16 protein-coding genes are annotated in these 14407 nt (G+C 74.5%); 8 read left to right on the top strand and 8 right to left on the bottom strand.

The window, feature by feature from the left end:
* Positions 1–72 precede the first annotated feature (72 nt).
* The 3 genes from AOA12_RS20750 to AOA12_RS20740 form a co-directional block, all read right to left on the bottom strand.
* On the bottom strand, positions 73–888 hold the full coding sequence (locus tag AOA12_RS20750) for an ABC transporter permease (RefSeq protein WP_054687291.1): 816 nt from the start codon (positions 886–888) through the stop codon (positions 73–75).
* Positions 889–1013: 125 nt separating this feature from the next.
* Positions 1014–1835 (bottom strand): molybdate ABC transporter substrate-binding protein, encoded by an 822-nt coding sequence (gene modA, locus AOA12_RS20745; protein ID WP_054686642.1) that lies wholly within the window; start codon positions 1833–1835, stop codon positions 1014–1016.
* A gap of 3 nt (positions 1836–1838) precedes the next feature.
* Positions 1839–2228 carry a TOBE domain-containing protein gene (locus tag AOA12_RS20740; RefSeq protein ID WP_054686641.1) on the bottom strand — a complete coding sequence of 130 codons (390 nt, stop codon included), beginning with the start codon at positions 2226–2228 and terminating at the stop codon, positions 1839–1841.
* A 435-nt stretch (positions 2229–2663) separates the two neighbouring features.
* Here AOA12_RS20740 and AOA12_RS20735 point away from each other — a divergent pair, with 435 nt between their 5' ends.
* Complete coding sequence (locus AOA12_RS20735) at positions 2664–2963, top strand: helix-turn-helix domain-containing protein (RefSeq protein WP_054686640.1); 300 nt, start codon at positions 2664–2666, stop codon at positions 2961–2963.
* 9 nt (positions 2964–2972) lie between these two features.
* Here AOA12_RS20735 and AOA12_RS20730 read toward each other — a convergent pair whose 3' ends face one another.
* On the bottom strand, positions 2973–3563 hold the full coding sequence (locus tag AOA12_RS20730) for a ClpP family protease (RefSeq protein ID WP_054686639.1): 591 nt from the start codon (positions 3561–3563) through the stop codon (positions 2973–2975).
* On the bottom strand, positions 3560–4213 hold the full coding sequence (locus AOA12_RS20725) for a ClpP family protease (protein WP_054686638.1): 654 nt from the start codon (positions 4211–4213) through the stop codon (positions 3560–3562). The genes AOA12_RS20730 and AOA12_RS20725 overlap by 4 nt, the downstream gene beginning before the upstream one ends.
* 268 nt (positions 4214–4481) lie before the next feature.
* Between AOA12_RS20725 and AOA12_RS20720 the strand changes: the two genes are divergently transcribed.
* The 6 genes from AOA12_RS20720 (at position 4482) to AOA12_RS20695 (ending at position 9068) form a co-directional block, all read left to right on the top strand.
* A complete protein-coding gene (locus AOA12_RS20720; RefSeq protein WP_054686637.1) occupies positions 4482–5669 on the top strand; it encodes a HesA/MoeB/ThiF family protein in 1188 nt (395 codons plus the stop codon).
* A 124-nt stretch (positions 5670–5793) separates the two neighbouring features.
* Entirely contained in the window at positions 5794–7026 is a 1233-nt protein-coding gene (locus AOA12_RS20715) for a molybdopterin molybdotransferase MoeA (RefSeq protein ID WP_054686636.1), read from the top strand.
* A 230-nt stretch (positions 7027–7256) separates the two neighbouring features.
* The gene (gene moaC / locus AOA12_RS20710; protein WP_054687289.1) at positions 7257–7694 is read left to right on the top strand and encodes a cyclic pyranopterin monophosphate synthase MoaC; all 438 of its coding nucleotides are present in this window, start codon (positions 7257–7259) and stop codon (positions 7692–7694) included.
* A 218-nt stretch (positions 7695–7912) separates the two neighbouring features.
* Positions 7913–8572, top strand: coding sequence for a molybdenum cofactor guanylyltransferase (mobA, locus tag AOA12_RS20705; protein ID WP_054687287.1), 660 nt, complete (start codon positions 7913–7915; stop codon positions 8570–8572).
* On the top strand, positions 8569–8835 hold the full coding sequence (locus tag AOA12_RS20700; RefSeq protein ID WP_156366623.1) for a DUF6457 domain-containing protein: 267 nt from the start codon (positions 8569–8571) through the stop codon (positions 8833–8835). Before mobA ends, AOA12_RS20700 begins: the two co-directional genes overlap by 4 nt.
* On the top strand, positions 8835–9068 hold the full coding sequence (locus tag AOA12_RS20695; protein WP_054686634.1) for a MoaD/ThiS family protein: 234 nt from the start codon (positions 8835–8837) through the stop codon (positions 9066–9068). The genes AOA12_RS20700 and AOA12_RS20695 overlap by 1 nt, the downstream gene beginning before the upstream one ends.
* Positions 9069–9285: 217 nt before the next feature.
* On the opposite strand, the gene AOA12_RS20690 is transcribed toward AOA12_RS20695, so the two are convergent.
* The gene (locus AOA12_RS20690; protein WP_054686633.1) at positions 9286–9723 is read right to left on the bottom strand and encodes a molybdenum cofactor biosynthesis protein MoaE; all 438 of its coding nucleotides are present in this window, start codon (positions 9721–9723) and stop codon (positions 9286–9288) included.
* Between the two features lie 39 nt (positions 9724–9762).
* Here AOA12_RS20690 and AOA12_RS22835 point away from each other — a divergent pair, with 39 nt between their 5' ends.
* Positions 9763–10377: a winged helix-turn-helix transcriptional regulator gene (locus tag AOA12_RS22835; RefSeq protein ID WP_054686632.1), complete on the top strand. Its 615-nt coding sequence runs from the start codon at positions 9763–9765 to the stop codon at positions 10375–10377.
* A gap of 145 nt (positions 10378–10522) precedes the next feature.
* Here the strand turns inward: AOA12_RS22835 and AOA12_RS20680 are convergent, their stop codons facing one another.
* A complete protein-coding gene (locus tag AOA12_RS20680; protein WP_054686631.1) occupies positions 10523–13174 on the bottom strand; it encodes a multicopper oxidase domain-containing protein in 2652 nt (883 codons plus the stop codon).
* Complete coding sequence (locus tag AOA12_RS20675; RefSeq protein ID WP_197281008.1) at positions 13161–14384, bottom strand: hypothetical protein; 1224 nt, start codon at positions 14382–14384, stop codon at positions 13161–13163. Before AOA12_RS20675 ends, AOA12_RS20680 begins: the two co-directional genes overlap by 14 nt.
* Positions 14385–14407 lie beyond the last annotated feature (23 nt).

The following is a 14407-nucleotide window of genomic DNA, read 5'->3' as shown; positions in this document are numbered from 1 at the left end:
GCGGCAGAGTGCGGGTGCCGCGCTCGCCGACCCGCACTCTGCCGCGGTCGAACGAGATGCCGGGGGCGGGGCTCATCGCGGGGCTCCGGGCCGCCAGCCGCGCACGAGCAGCAGCACGGCGATCGCGGTGACGAGCAGCAGCAACGAGAGCGCGACGGCGGTGCCCTGCGCGACCCCGGCGCCGTTGAACGCCGTGTAGATCGCGAGCGGCATGGTCTGCGTCACGCCCGGCGCGTTGCCCGCGAACAGCGCGGTCGCGCCGAACTCGCCGATCGCGCGCGCGAAGCACAGCACGACGCCCGCGACGAGCCCGGGCGCCGCGAGCGGCAGGGTGACGCGGCGCAGCGTGTACCAGCGGCCCGCGCCGAGCGACGCGGCCGTGCGTTCGAACGCGGTGCCCGCCGTGCGCAGCGAGCCCTCCACCGTGAGCACGAGGAACGGCAGCGCCACGAAGGTCTGCGCGAGCACGACGGCGACGGTCGTGAACGGCAGGCGCAGGCCCCACCACGCGTCGAGCAGCGATCCGATCGGGCTCGTGCGGCCGAGCAGGAACAGCAGGGCCACGCCGCCGACCATCGGCGGCAGCACGAGCGGCACCGTCACGGCGGCGCGCAGCACGGCGCTGAGCCGCGGACCGGAGCGCGCGATGAGCAGCGCGAGCGGAACGCCGAGCAGCACGCACGCCGTCGTCGCGATGAGACCCGTCGTGAGCGAGAGCGCGAGCGCGTCGCGCGCCGCGGGGGCCGTGACGTCGGCCCACAGCGTCGGCCAGTTCACGCGTGCGACGAGCGCCGCGAGCGGCAGCACGAGGAACGCGAGGGCGAGGATGCCGGGCACGACGAGCCAGCGCGGCACGAAGCCGCGCGTCGTCGCTGTGCCGCCATCCATCGCCGGCTCCATCTCCTTCTTCTTCCTTCGCCGAGTCAACCCTCCCTCGCCGAATCAACCCCGAACTGACGTGGGGGCGAGGTTGACTCGGCGAAGCGAGGTTGACTCGGCGAAGCGGGGCGGGGTTACGGTGCGCCGAAGCCGAGGGCGGCGAGGATGGCCTGGCCCTCCGCGCTGAGCACGAACTCGACGAACGCCTGCGCGGCCTCGGGGTTGGGGGCGTCGTCCAGCGCGACGAGCGGGTACTTGTTGACGACGTCGGCCGCGCCCTCGGGCACGATCGAGGCGACGCCCTTGCCGACCACGTCGGTCGCGTAGACGAGCCCGGCATCCGCCTCGCCCGCCTCGACCTTGGTGAGCACGGCCGTGACGTTCTGCTCGAGGCTCGCGGGCGTGACGGCGACGCCGGCCGCGTCGAGCAGCTTCTGGGATGCCGCGCCGCACGGCACCTCGACCGCGCACAGCACCACGGAGGCGTCGGGGCTCGCGAGGTCGGCGATGCCCGCGATGCCCGCGGGGTTGTCCTGCGGCGTCGCGATCACGAGCGTGTTGGTCGCGAACAGCGCGGGGCCGGTCGCGAGGCTCGCGTCGGTGACCTTGGCCATGTTGTTCTCGTCGGCGGAGGCGAACACGTCGACCGCGGCGCCCTCGATGATCTGCGTCGCGAGGGTGCTCGATCCGTCGTAGCGGATGGGCTGCACGTCGACGCCCGGGTGCAGCTCCTCGAACGCGACCGCGATCTCGTCGAATGCCGTGCCGAGCGAGGCGGCGGCGAAGATCACGAGATCGCCGCTCAGGTCGCTCGTGGGCTCCGGCGCGGTGGTCTCGGCGGCCTCCGGGGCGTCGGTCGGCGCATCGGTCGCCGGCGCGGGGGTGCTCGATGCGCACGCGGCGAAGAGGGTCACTCCCGCCACGAGGACGGCGGCGGAAAGCAGGGGACGGTGCATGGATCAGCTCCTGGGGGTCTCGACGATGACGGTGGTGGCCTTGACCACGGCGACCGCGAGCGAGCCGGGCTCGAGGCCCAGCTCGACGACGGCCTCCGACGACACGAGGGACACGACGCGGTGCGGGCCGGCCTGGATGTCGACCTGCGCCATCACCCCGTCGGTCTTCACGCGCGTGACGATGCCGACGAAGCGGTTGCGCGCGCTGGAGAGCACGTCGCCCGGGTCGGGCGGCGTCTGCGCGAGCTCGACGGCCAGCGCCGCGAGGGCGTCGCCCGGGATCTGCGCGGGGCTGCCCTCGGCGGGCAGGCGGCCCGCGTCGACCCAGCGCCGGACGGTGTCGTCGGACACGCCCAGCAGCCGCGCCGCGTCGGAGATGCGGTAAGTGGTCATGGATGCCACTGTAGTGCCGCATGCGCGGGTGTTTTTCACCAAGTGCACCGCAAATGCGGATCACAATGCGATAACTCTTCACAGCGCCACCGCCGGCGGTCCTCGTCCGCGCCCCGCGAGGGTGCCCGTTCTCCCCGCGAGGGTGCTCCACGTTCTCGCGAGGGTGCCACCTTTCCTCGCGAGGGTGCCACCTTTCCTCGCGAGGGTGCTTCGTATTTCCGCGAGGGTGCCACCTCTCCCCACGAGGGTGCCACCTTTCCTCGCGAGGGTGCCACCTTTCCTCGCGAGGGTGCCACCTCTCCCCACGAGGGTGCTCCGCGCACCCTCCGACCTGGCGCCGGCCCGGATTCTGCTCTCAGCAGAGCGGCGGGCGCCGAGGCGGTTCCGATCGGTAGCATCCGAAGCATCCGTCCCTTCTCGAGGAAGGCGCAGCGCATGCCTACACCGACCGACCCCGAGCCGCTCTGGCGGCACCTGCTCGGCGACGAGCTGCGCCGGCGGCGCCACGCGCGTGGCGAGACCCTCGGGCAGACGGCCGAGCGGGCGGGTGTCTCGCCGCAGTACCTCTCCGAGATGGAGCGCGGCGTGAAGGACCCGTCGAGCGAGATGATCGCGGCTGTCTCGGGCGCCCTCGAGCTGCCGCTGCTCGACCTCACCCGCGCGGTGGCCGCACGGCTCGAGCCGCGCCCGGCCGCCCCCGTCGCGGGCCGCGCGGCGTTCGCGCTCGCCGCCTGACCGGCCGTCTCACCGCCGCTCGATCACCCGGTCGATCAGCCCGTACTCCCTCGCCGCCTCCGCGGTGAACACCCGGTCGAGGTCGGTGTCGCGCCGCAGCGTCTCCACGCTCCGGCCGGTGTGGCGGGAGAGCACGGCCTCGAGGTCGGCGCGGATGCGCACCGCCTCGTCCGCCTGCAGGATGAGATCGGGGATCGTGCCGCGCCGGCCCTGTTCCGCGGGCTGGTGCAGGATGACCCGGGCGTGCGGCAGCGCCATCCTCTTGCCCTCGGCGCCCGCGGCCAGCAGCACGGCGCCGGCGCCGACCGCCTGCCCGACGCAGATCGTCGCGACGTCGGGGCGGATGTACCGCATCGTGTCGTAGACGGCGAGCATCGCGCTCGGGTCGCCGCCCTCGCAGTTGACGTAGAACTGGATGTCGCGGTCGGAGCCGGTCTGCTCGAGGAAGAGCAGCTGGGCGATGACGGCGTTCGCGACGCCCGCGTCGATCGGGGTGCCGAGGGAGATGATCCGCTCGGTCAGCAGGTGCGAGTAGACGTCCATGATCCGATCGCCCCGCGGGTTCTGCGAGACGACGTTCGGGATCGTGTAGGCGCTCATCGCCCGCCTCCCCGGAAGCCCGTCGGTTCCTGGAAGCCCGTCGACCCCTGGAAGCCCGTCGATCGCAGCGCACCGGGCACGATCTCCGCGAACGAGGAGACGACGTGGTCGATGAAGCCGTACTCTTTCGCCTCGCGCGCGCTGTACCAGTGATCGTGCAGCGAGTCCTCGTACACGCGCTCGACGCTCTGCCCGGTGTCCTCGGCCGTGAGGGCCAGAAGAGTGTCGCGAGTGTGCCGCAGGTCGCCGGCCTGCAGCTCGACGTCGACGGTCGACCCGCCGATGCCCGCCGATCCCTGGTGCATGAGCACGCGGGCGTGCGGGAGTGCCCGGCGCCTGCCCGGAGTGCCCGCCGTGAGGAGGAACTGGCCGGCGCTGTACGCGATGCCGAGCACGAGGGTCGACACGTCGTTGGGGATCAGCCGGATGAGGTCGCGGATCGCGAGCATCGCCGGCACCGACCCGCCCGGCGAGTGGATCCACAGGGCGATCTCGGCCTTGGCATCCGCCATCGCGAGCGCCATGAGCTGCGTCGCGAGCAGCGTGCCGTTGTCGTCGTCGAGCACCCCGTCGAGCACGAGCACGCGATGCTCGTAGAGCTCCCGCCGGAATCGCTCGGTGAAGACGGGTGGGCGTGCGTTCTCTGTCATGCCCCCAGCCTGCGCGTGGCAGGGGCGCGGATGCCGGGACGCGGCTCGCAGCGGATCCGCCCTGAGCGGAGGGGCACCTCACGAGGGAAAGTGGCACCCTGGCGGGGACAGTTGGCACCCTGGCGGGGACAGTTGGCACCCTCGCGCGGATAGTTGGCACCCTCGCGGGAACACCGGGCACCCTCGCGCGGATACAGGGCACCCTCGCGGTGGGGAGGCGCCCGGCATCCGTGGTCCGTTCCCCCGGGCCGGGGCGTAGCCTGGGGGGATGCCGCACCCCCCGCTCGTCGCGCCCGTCGCCGCGCTCTCGGAGAGCGAGCGCCGGCGCACCGCACGTCATGCCGTGCTCGCGGGGTTCGGCGAGCTCGGTCAGCGTCGTCTCGCGGCGGCGCACGTCGCCGTCGTGGGCGCCGGCGGCCTCGGATCGCCCGCCGTGCTCGCCCTCGCGGCCGCCGGGGTCGGCACGATCACCGTCGTCGACGACGACCTCGTCGAGCACACGAACCTGCAGCGCCAGGTGCTGCATCGCGTCGTCGACATCGGCGCGCCCAAGGTCGACTCCGCCGTGCGCGCCGCCGCGGACCTCAGCCCCGAGACGATCGTGCGCCCCGTGCGCGTGCGACTCGACGCGGACAACGCCGCGGACGTGCTCGCGGGCGCCCACGTCGTGCTCGACGGCACCGACACCTTCGAGACGCGCCGCGTCGTCGCGGCCGCGTGCGAGCGACTCGGCGTTCCGCTCGTGTGGGGCGTCGTGCAGGAGTTCCACGCGCAGGTCACCGTGTTCTGGTCGGCACCGCCGGCCGGTGCGGACGCCGTCGTGCTCGACGACCTCTATCCCGCGGAGAGCGTCGGCGAGGTGCCCTCGTGCGCGCAGGCGGGCGTGCTCGGTGCGCTGACGCTGCAGGTCGGCGCGATCATGGCGACACAGGCGATCGCGCTCATCGCCGGCGTCGGCGAGCCGCTGCTCGGCCGCGTGCTCGTCGTCGACGCGCTCACCGCGCGCACGCACGAGGTGCCGTTGCGGGCGGCCGCGGGGCGCGGCGCCCACGCGGCGGCGGGCACGGTCGAGGGTGCGGCGGCGGGCGCGTCGTCGGGGGATGCCGGTGCGGCGGCGCAGGCCGCGGTGCGTGTCGAGCCGGCGGCGGCTCCGGCATCCGCTCCTCCGGCGATGCCCGCGCGGCTGACCCTGTCGGAGATGCTGCAGGCCCAGGCGGCCGGCGCCACGGTGCTCGACGTGCGCGAGCCGCACGAGACGGCGGACGGCGTCGTCGCCGGGTCCGCCGTCATCCCGCTCGCCGAGCTGCTCGCCGATCCCGCCGCGGCCGGCGAGGGGCCGTTCGTCGTCGTGTGTGCGCACGGCACCCGTGCCGATCGCGCGGCCCGCGCGCTGCGCGCCCGGGGCCGTGAGGCCGACATCCTCGACGGCGGGCTGTTCGCCTGGGTGGCGTCGTGAGCGCGGGGTCGGCGGGTGCGGGGCCTCGGGGACTCCCGACGTGTCGGGGATGCGAGGCCCGTCGCCGACGCCGCGCGTGCGGGCGATGCCGGGCAGACGGGGGATGCCGGAGAGGAGACACCGCATGACCGGTCCGCTCATCACGGTCGAGCAGCAGCTCGATCGCGTGCTGTCGGCGATCACGCCGTTGCCGGCGGTGCGTCGCCGTCTGGCCGACGCTCACGGCCAGGTGCTCGCCGCGGACGTGCGCGCCGCCGTCGACGTGCCCGTCTTCGACAACTCCGCGATGGACGGGTTCGCCGTGCGGTTCACGGACGTCGCGGGCGCGACGGCCGAGCATCCCGTGATGCTCGCGGTCGTCGCCGACCTGCCCGCGGGCACGGACGCCGACCCCTCGCTGGCCCCCGGCCAGGCGGCGCGCATCATGACGGGCTCGCCCGTGCCCGCCGACGCCGACGCGATCGTGCCGTTCGAGGACACGGTCGGCGGGCTCGACGACTCGCTCGCGACGGCCGTCGTCACGGTGGCGCCCGCCGCCGCGGGACGCCACATCCGCCGCCGCGGCGAAGACCTGTCCGTGGGCGACGTCGTGCTGGCGGCGGGCACGCGACTGGGCGCCCTCGCGCTGGGCGCGGTCGCAGCCACCGGCGTCGACGAGGTCGAGGTCGTGCGCAGGCCGCGCGTCGCGGTCGTCTCGACGGGCTCCGAGCTCGTGCCGCCGGGCGGCGCGCTGCGGCACGGTCAGATCCCCGAGTCGAACTCGACGCTGCTCGCGGCGCTCGCCGCCGAGGCCGGGGCGGAGGTCGTGCACGTCGAGTCGGTGCCCGACGAGGGCGACGGTCCCGCCGAGGCGATCGCGAGGGCGCGCGTGCACGAGCCCGACGTCGTCGTGTTCTCCGGCGGCGTGAGCGCCGGCGCCTACGAGGCCGTCAAGAACTCGCTCGGCGACGTCATGACCTTCTCCCGCGTCGCGATGCAGCCGGGGAAGCCCCAGGGGTTCGGGCGCACGGCCGACGGCATCCTGCTCTTCGGACTGCCCGGCAACCCCGTGAGCGCCGCCGTGTCGTTCGAGGTGTTCGTACGGCCGGCGCTCGACGCGCTGCGCGGCGTGTCGGCGCCGCGACCCGTGCTGCGGCTCGCGGCCGCGGCCGGCTGGCGCACGCCGCCGGGACGCCGTCAGTACCTTCCCGTCGTGATCGACCGCTCCGACCCGGGCGCGTGGCGCGCGACGCCCGCGACGGCCGGCGGCTCGCACCTCGCGGGCGGACTCGGCCGGGCCGAGGCCTATGCCATCGTGCCCGCCGAGGTGGATGCCGTCGCCGCGGGCGATCTCGTCGATGTCATGCTGGTGACATGAGCGCTTCCGAGGTCCGTTCCCCTGAGAGCCCCGCGACCGGCGCGGGTGATGTGGGTGGTGTGAGCCTCGGTGCCGGTGCCGTGACCGGTGCGGGTGCCGTCGGCAGCCCGGGCGGTGCGGACATCGCGGGTGCCGTCGGCAGCGCGGGCGGTGCGAGCCGCGCGAGCAATGCGGGCGCCGCGGCCGCCGCAGGCGGATTCACGCATCTCGATGCCGCGGGGCACGCGCGCATGGTCGACGTGACCGCGAAGCAGCCGACCGTCCGCGCCGCGACCGCGCGCGGGTTCGTGCGCTGCGCGGCCGGGGTCGTCGCGGCGTTGCGCGACGGGACCGTTCCCAAGGGCGACGTGCTCGCCGTGGCACGCATTGCCGGCATCCAGGCCGCCAAGCGCACGCCCGAGCTGCTGCCGCTCGCTCACGTCATCGGCGTGCACGGCGCCGTCGTCGATCTCGACGTGACGGATGCCGGTGTCGAGATCGTCGCGACGGTGCGCACCGCCGATCGCACGGGCGTCGAGATGGAGGCTCTCACCGCCGTCTCGGTCGCCGCGCTCGCGATCGTCGACATGGTCAAGGGTCTCGACAAATCCACCTCGATCGAGAGCGTGCGCATCACCGCCAAGGAGGGCGGTCGCTCGGGCTCGTGGACCAGACCGGACGAGCCGTGAGCGCCGCCGCCGCCTCGCCCCGTGGGTCGCGCAGCGTCTCGACGGGTGCCTCGCGCAGTGCCTCGCCCAGCGCATCGGCGGGTGCTTCGACCAGCGCCCCGACCAGCGCCTCGCCCAGCGCACCGACAGGTGCCGCGCGCAGCGTTTCGGCCGGCGAGTCATCCCGCGCCTCGCCCAGCGGGTCGTTCCGTCCGTCCCCTGGCGCGCCGCTCGGCGCGATCATCCTCGCGGGCGGTCGCGCCTCGCGCGTGGACGGCGAGCCCAAGCCGCTCTTCGAGGTCGGCGGCCGCACGCTCCTGCATCGTGCCGTCGAGGCCTCCCGGGGCGCGATCCGTGCGTCCCGGGGTGCGATCGACGCCGCGGGTGATGTCGCCCCTCAACCGGACGCGGCTGAGGACGGGCATGAGCGGTTCGTCACGGTCGTCGCTCCGGTGCTCGATCCCGCGCTCGACGTCGACTGGGTGCGCGAGGATCCGCCGTTCGGCGGCCCGGCCGCCGCGACGATCGCGGCGCTCGACGCGTGGGCGGCGCGCGGGTTCGTCCCCGATCTCGTGCTGCTGCTGGCAAGCGACCTCCCTCGCGTCGAGTCCGCCGTCGCGGTGCTGTGTGACGGCATCCTCCTCGCACCCTCCGACATCGACGGGCTGTGCCTCGCCGACGCGTCGTCGCGCCCGCAATGGCTGACCGGGATCTATCGCACGGCCTCCCTGCTGCGGGCCGCCGCGCGCGTGCCGGACGCGGGGCGCGATGCGTCGATGCGTGCCCTGCTCGACGACCTGGCGATCTCCGTCGTGGCGGTCGCCGACGAGATCGTGGACGATGTCGACACCTGGGAAGACCTGGCCCGCGCGCGGGCCGCATGCGAGGAGATCACATGAACCGCACCCTGCCGCCCGAGGCCCTCACCGAATGGGCCGAGAAGCTGCGCGACGAGCTGGGGCTCGACGAGCCGCTGCCGATCACGCTCGTGCTCGATCTCGCGCGCGACGTCGCGAACGCGGTCGCGCGCCCCGCGGCGCCGCTCAGCGCCTTCGCGGCGGGACTCGCGGCGGGGATGCGCGGCGGCTCCTCCGACGACGTGCGCGCCGCGGTCGCGCAGGTCGTGCGGCTGGCCGCCGAGCAGGAGACGACGGACGACTGATGGCACGCATCCGATTCTTCGCGGCCGCCGAGGAGGCGGCCGGTGCGGCCGAGCTGACCCGCGCCGAGACGACGCTCGGTGCGCTGCGCGCGGCGCTGACCGCCGAGTTCGCAGCGCTCGGCGACATCCTGCCGCGCTGCGCTGTGCTCGTGGACGGCGCGCGAGCCGGCGACGAGACCCCGCTCGCCGCCGGCACCCTCGTCGACGTCCTCCCCCCGTTCGCCGGCGGATAGCCTCGGGGCGCGGGCTCGCCCCGAGGCCTCGGCGCCTTGCGCGCCGATACGGCGCCGACATGGTGCCGACGACCGCGAGAATGTGTCTTCTCCGCCGAGAAGGTGCCCACCGTCTCGGCGAGAAAGGCACCGTCTCGGCGGGAATCCCACCGTGTCGGCGAGAATCCCACCGTCTCGGGGGAGTAGGGGGAGCGTGGGGCCTGACCCCGGGCGGGGCTCAGCCGCCGAGGCCCTTCCAGGCGGTGGTGCCGTCGGCCTCGATCTGGCGCTTCCACACCGGGAGGTCGGTCTTGATGGCCTCGATGAGCGTGCGGCACACCTCGAAGGCGATGCCGCGATGCGCGGCCGCGACGGCGATCACGACCGCCGCGTCGCCAACGGCGAGGCGGCCGACACGGTGCGACACGGCGACGATCGCGCCCGTCGTGCCCACGGCATCCGTCGCGAGGGCGTGCAGGGTCGCGGCGGCGTCGGGATGCGCGGTGTACTCGAGGGCAACGACCGTGCCGGTCGCGTCGGGGTCGTGGTCGCGCACGCGTCCGACGAACGACACCTCGGCGCCCATCGCGGGATCGTCGACCGCGGACAGATGCGCGTCCAACGTGATCGGCTCGGCGGAGATCCGCGCCGTCCGCACCGCCCGCCGTTCGTCCATACTCACCCCTTCACCCTACGGCGCGCGGATAATGGAGCCATGCCGCGTCGCACCGATGCCTTCCGTGGTCTCGCGCATGCGAGCCGCTTCCGCATCCTGCGCGCGGTGCGCGACAACCCCGGCATCGGGCTCGCCGAGATCTCGGAGAGCACCGGGCTGCACCCCAACACGCTGCGCGACCACACGCGCGTGCTCATCGACGGCGGATTCCTGCGCGGCGAGGTCGAGCACCGCCCGAGCCGCGGGCGGCCGCGCACGATCTACTTCCCGATCGACGCCGACACCGAGCACGAAGAGGTGCAGCGCCGCATCGACGAGGCGAAGAGGCACGGCGACCTGCTGCGCCGGATCGCCGACATCGACACCGGCTCGCTCGACCCCGACGCCCTGCATCAGCTCGACGCCGTCTACGAGCACCTCGACGAGGTGGGGCTGAACCCCGACATGCAGGAGAGCGAACTGCGCGTGCAGCTGCATCCCTGCCGGTTCCACGGCCTCATCGCCGAGCATCGCGACACCGTGTGCCGCGTGCACGAGGGCCTCATCCGCGAGGTGCTGCACCGCGCGGGCGGGCCCGTCGAGGTCGATCGCCTCGACGCCCTCGTCACACCGCACCAGTGCCAGCTGCACCTGAGGCTCGCGCGCGACGAGTGACGCGGATGCCGGTGCGCGGCACCCCATGTCTCGCTCGCGTGCCTTTCGGAGAGGCCGGCGAACCGTCGTCGCCGACGCCTCTCACACCCGTACAACCATCGCGCTCGCGTGTCGCGCGCATGCCGGCGGCGCGGATGCCGCGGGCTCACTCCACGCGGAACACTCCGCGTGCGCCCTTCTCGGCGTCCGACATGACGTGCGTCACGAAGGGATAGGCGCCCGCCTCGGGGAACACGAGCTCGACGAAGCCGCCCTGCGCGGGCTGCAGCGCGAGGGCCTGCGCGCCGCCCGGGTCGCCGGGGCGCAGCTCGTACGCGCCCTCGCGGTACACGGCGTCGAACTGCCCGCCGACGACGTGGAACGACGAGGCGGCGTTGGGACCGGCGTCGAGCACCCAGATGCGCACGCGCTCGCCGACGGATGCCGTGAGCGGCCGGTGCACGTACTGGTCGGCGTAGCCGTTGAACGCGACGAGGTCGTGGGCGCCCGTGGCGATCTTCGCGGCATCCGCCGTGCCGGCAGCGCCCGCCGGGCCCTCGACGTCCCCGCCACCGTCGTCGCCGAGATACAGCTCGCCCTGCACGAGCACGTACTCGCGATCGACGGGCGCGAGGTCGGGCGGGTCGACGATGACCGCGCCGTACATGCCGTTCGCGATGTGCATCGACATGGGCATGGTGGAGCAGTGGTACATCCAGACGCCCGCGCGCGTCGCGGTGAAGGCATACGTGAGCGTCTCGCCGGGCTGGATGGTGCGCATCGGCTCATCGGGCGCGAGCGACCCGGCGTGGAAGTCGATGGAGTGGCCGATCGAGCCGTCGTTGACGAGCGTGATCTCGAAGCGGTCGCCGATCCGCCCGCGCAGCACGGGACCGGGAGCGGTGCCGCCGAACGTCCAGCGCTCCTGCGCGACGCCCGGCGCCACCTCGGCCTGCACCTCGCGGGCGTGCAGCGTGGCGCGGCGCACGGTGTCGGCGGATGCCGCGTCGAGCGCCGCGGGCCATGCCTCGAAGTCCGCGGCCGGCTCGCGCTGCAGGTCCACCGGCGTGGGCGCGGACAGGTGGTGCGCGGGGTCGCCGTCGTCCGCCGGACCGCCGCCCGTGGCATCCCCGCTCTCCGCCGCGCTGTCACCGGGCGCCCCCGTGACGATGACCGACAGCTCCATCCCCATCTGCCGATGCCCCGCGATGGAGCACCAGCCGGCGAGGTCGGCGCCGATGACCCCCACCTCGAGCACCTCGCTCGCTCCCGGGGCGAGCCGCGCCGAGCGCACGCCGTTCGCGAAGGTGAGGTCGTGCACGTCGGTGCCGGTGTTCTCGAACGTGACGACGAGCGTGCTGCCGTAGGGCGCCTCGACCGTGTCGGGCGTGAACCGCATGCCCTCGACCCGCACGGTCACCTCGGTCGTCTCACCCGTCGCGACGACGTCGCCCGAGCCCGTGGCCGTCGCGATGCCGCTCGCCGCGGGGTCGGCCGCGACGCCGTCGGCGACGCACAGCGCGAGCACCGCGAACGCCGTGACGACCGACAGCGCGCGGCGCGGGGGTGGAGGCGGGGCCGCGAGCGTCGGCGCGCCGAGTCGCACCGTGCCCGACCGGTCGGCGCTGTCGCCCTCCGCGCGGCGCACGCGCCGCCCCACGACGATCGCGCGCAGGGCGAGCACGATGAAGGCGATCACGACGCCCGCGGCGACGAACGACAGCAGCACGCGCACGATCGACGGCATCGGCAGAAGAGAGAGCGCGATCGCGCCGTTGAACGCGGTGACGCGGAACGCCGATCCGCGGTCGAGCGTCTCCGCGGCGGCGCGCGCGCCGGCGGGGCTGCCGATCGCGACGACCGGCAGCAAGTAGCTCAGAGCACCCGACAGCAGCTGCACGATGAAGCCGGCCACGAGCGGTCCGAGCACGATGAGGTACTCCGCGCGCAGCCCTCCCCAGTCGGGTGCGACGGCCGCCTGCACGCCGAGCGTCGCACCGGCGGCCACGACCCAGCAGAACGCGGCGGCGAGGCTCCAGCCGGCGAACGTGCCGGGAGGCATGGCACGGGCCTGCGCCCACCCGTCGCGGGCGATGAGCGCGGCGCCGACGAGCCACAGCATCATGCCGAGCGGGACGAGCAGCCGGATGCCGACGATCGGGCCGAGCGCGGCGAGCAGGATGCCCGCGGCGAGCAGGGGCAGCGCCCGCCGCCCTCCCGTGCCGTCGGCGCGTGCGTGCAGCACCGTCGGCCACAGCAGCACGAGCGTGCCCAGGGCCGTGAGGCCGATCCAGCCGAACGCGTTGAGCACGATGTGCGCGGTCACGAGCCGTTCGGTCGTCGTCGGGTCGGCGCCCATGAGCGCGCCGAGGGCGATGCCGCCGAGGAAGACCGCGGCCGCGACGATGTAGTAGCGCACCAGCAGCGCGAAGCGCGCCGGCAGGGCGCCGCGCAGCTGCATCCACAGGATCACGCCGTGCATCAGCGCGGCGAGGCCGACGAGCGCCGCGCCCGCGATGACGAGGGGGACGGATGCGGCGAGCATCCCCGCCGTCACGAGCGCCGCGCCGCCCGTCTGCAGCGCCAGGCGCACCGCGAGGCCGGGGCGCCCGCCCGGCGCGGGACGGCGCAGCAGCGTGTCGGCGAAGTGCTGCGACCAGATGAGGATCGCGGCCGTCGCGGCGCCCAGCAGCGGCACGTGCACCATGAGCCACAGGGCGTGGTCGACGAAGCGATGGATCGTGACCGCGACGATCGCGAGCACGAGCCAGGCGAGCACGACGGAGTTCGTCGCCAGGTACCAGTCACGGCGCGACACGGTCGGTGCTCTCTCGCGGGGGCGGGCCGGGGCGTGGCGGTCCGGTGGTCGGCGGCTCGGGGCTCGGCGGCTCGGGGCTCGGCGGCGTCGCCGGCGGTGCGGATGCCGTCCCGCGGCGCACGCTCACGGCGACCGCGGTCGCCGCGAACAGCACGATCGCCGCGACGCCCAGCACGCCGCCCGTGACGAGGGCGCCCGGCACGGCCCACGCGTCGCCCGCCACGACGCGCACGAGCAGGGCGAGCTGCAGCAGGGCGACGGGCGCGGAGAGGGCGGGATGATAGGCGATGCGCACGCGCAGCACCGCGGGCAGGACGAGCGGCGCGTGCGCCATGATCATCGTGATGACGAAGCCGACGAAGATCGCATGCGTCGTCGCGTCGTAGACGGGCCCCTCGGTGCGGGCGCCGCCGAGCAGCCAGCCCGCGCCCGCCGCGGCGAGCCACGCGTAGCCGGTGAGCACGCACACGGCGATGTAGCGGGGGAGGCCCGTCGCGTTGATCGTCGCCCGCGCGACGTCGACCCGCACGAGCGCGGCCACCAGCACGATCAGCAGGGCGCCCGCGGCGGGCACGGTGATCTCGGCGATCGCGACGGTCACGAGGGCCGCGGTCGCGAACGCGAGCGAGAGGGCGAAGAGCGCGCGTTGCGCCGCCTCGCCGGGGCCGCCGACGCGGGCGAGCTCCAGGCGTTCGCCCGCGATCGTGAGGATCAGGAAGCACGCCAGCTGCGGCACCAGTCGTGAGGGCGGCACGCCGCCGCACCACGCGACGGCCGCCGCGACGGCGACGACGGCGCCGAGCGCCTGCACGGCGGTCGCGGTCATGGCCTGCCGGCGCCAGATCGCGAGGTACTGCCCCGCGTGCAGCAGCAGGCCCGCGGTGACGATCGCCTGGCCGATCAGCAGGGGAGCGGGCGAGAGCGTCGTGAGGGCGCCGGTCGCGAGCAGGGCGGGAGCGGCGTAGGCCCAGCCGGCGTCGAGGGCGACGGCGCGCTCGAGCGAGACGAGCGCGCCGACGAAGCCGAACACGAGCAGCGGCGCGTGCAGATCCGGCATCCGCTCGCCGACCGTCGGCACGGGGACGCCGAGGAGCACGAGGCCCGCCGCGAGCCCGAGCACGAGAAGGAGCGCCGCGGGCACGACGAGCACCAGGCGTGCCCGCACCGGACCGCTGCCGGTGGGGAGCCCCGACCCCCGGCCTGCTCCCATCCCCCCACGCTAGGCGGGGGCGC

This window comes from Microbacterium sp. No. 7 (genome assembly GCF_001314225.1).
GTDB lineage: Bacteria > Actinomycetota > Actinomycetes > Actinomycetales > Microbacteriaceae > Microbacterium.
The sequence above is the reverse complement of the archived record's forward strand: the minus strand, read 5'-3'. Positions and strand labels throughout refer to the sequence as shown.

Bases quoted from the DNA above. Each gene is read 5' to 3' on its own strand.
- AOA12_RS20740 (WP_054686641.1), bottom strand. From the start codon at position 2,228: ATGACCACTTACCGCATCTCCGACGCGGCGCGGCTGCTGGGCGTGTCC.
- AOA12_RS20675 (WP_197281008.1), bottom strand. From the start codon at position 14,384: ATGGGAGCAGGCCGGGGGTCGGGGCTCCCCACCGGCAGCGGTCCGGTG.
- AOA12_RS20695 (WP_054686634.1), top strand. From the start codon at position 8,835: ATGGCACGCATCCGATTCTTCGCGGCCGCCGAGGAGGCGGCCGGTGCG.
- AOA12_RS20735 (WP_054686640.1), top strand. From the start codon at position 2,664: ATGCCTACACCGACCGACCCCGAGCCGCTCTGGCGGCACCTGCTCGGC.
- AOA12_RS20720 (WP_054686637.1), top strand. From the start codon at position 4,482: ATGCCGCACCCCCCGCTCGTCGCGCCCGTCGCCGCGCTCTCGGAGAGC.
- AOA12_RS22835 (WP_054686632.1), top strand. From the start codon at position 9,763: ATGCCGCGTCGCACCGATGCCTTCCGTGGTCTCGCGCATGCGAGCCGC.
- AOA12_RS20690 (WP_054686633.1), bottom strand. From the start codon at position 9,723: ATGGACGAACGGCGGGCGGTGCGGACGGCGCGGATCTCCGCCGAGCCG.
- modA (WP_054686642.1), bottom strand. From the start codon at position 1,835: ATGCACCGTCCCCTGCTTTCCGCCGCCGTCCTCGTGGCGGGAGTGACC.
- AOA12_RS20700 (WP_156366623.1), top strand. From the start codon at position 8,569: ATGAACCGCACCCTGCCGCCCGAGGCCCTCACCGAATGGGCCGAGAAG.
- moaC (WP_054687289.1), top strand. From the start codon at position 7,257: ATGGTCGACGTGACCGCGAAGCAGCCGACCGTCCGCGCCGCGACCGCG.
- AOA12_RS20750 (WP_054687291.1), bottom strand. From the start codon at position 888: ATGGATGGCGGCACAGCGACGACGCGCGGCTTCGTGCCGCGCTGGCTC.
- AOA12_RS20725 (WP_054686638.1), bottom strand. From the start codon at position 4,213: ATGACAGAGAACGCACGCCCACCCGTCTTCACCGAGCGATTCCGGCGG.
- AOA12_RS20730 (WP_054686639.1), bottom strand. From the start codon at position 3,563: ATGAGCGCCTACACGATCCCGAACGTCGTCTCGCAGAACCCGCGGGGC.
- AOA12_RS20715 (WP_054686636.1), top strand. From the start codon at position 5,794: ATGACCGGTCCGCTCATCACGGTCGAGCAGCAGCTCGATCGCGTGCTG.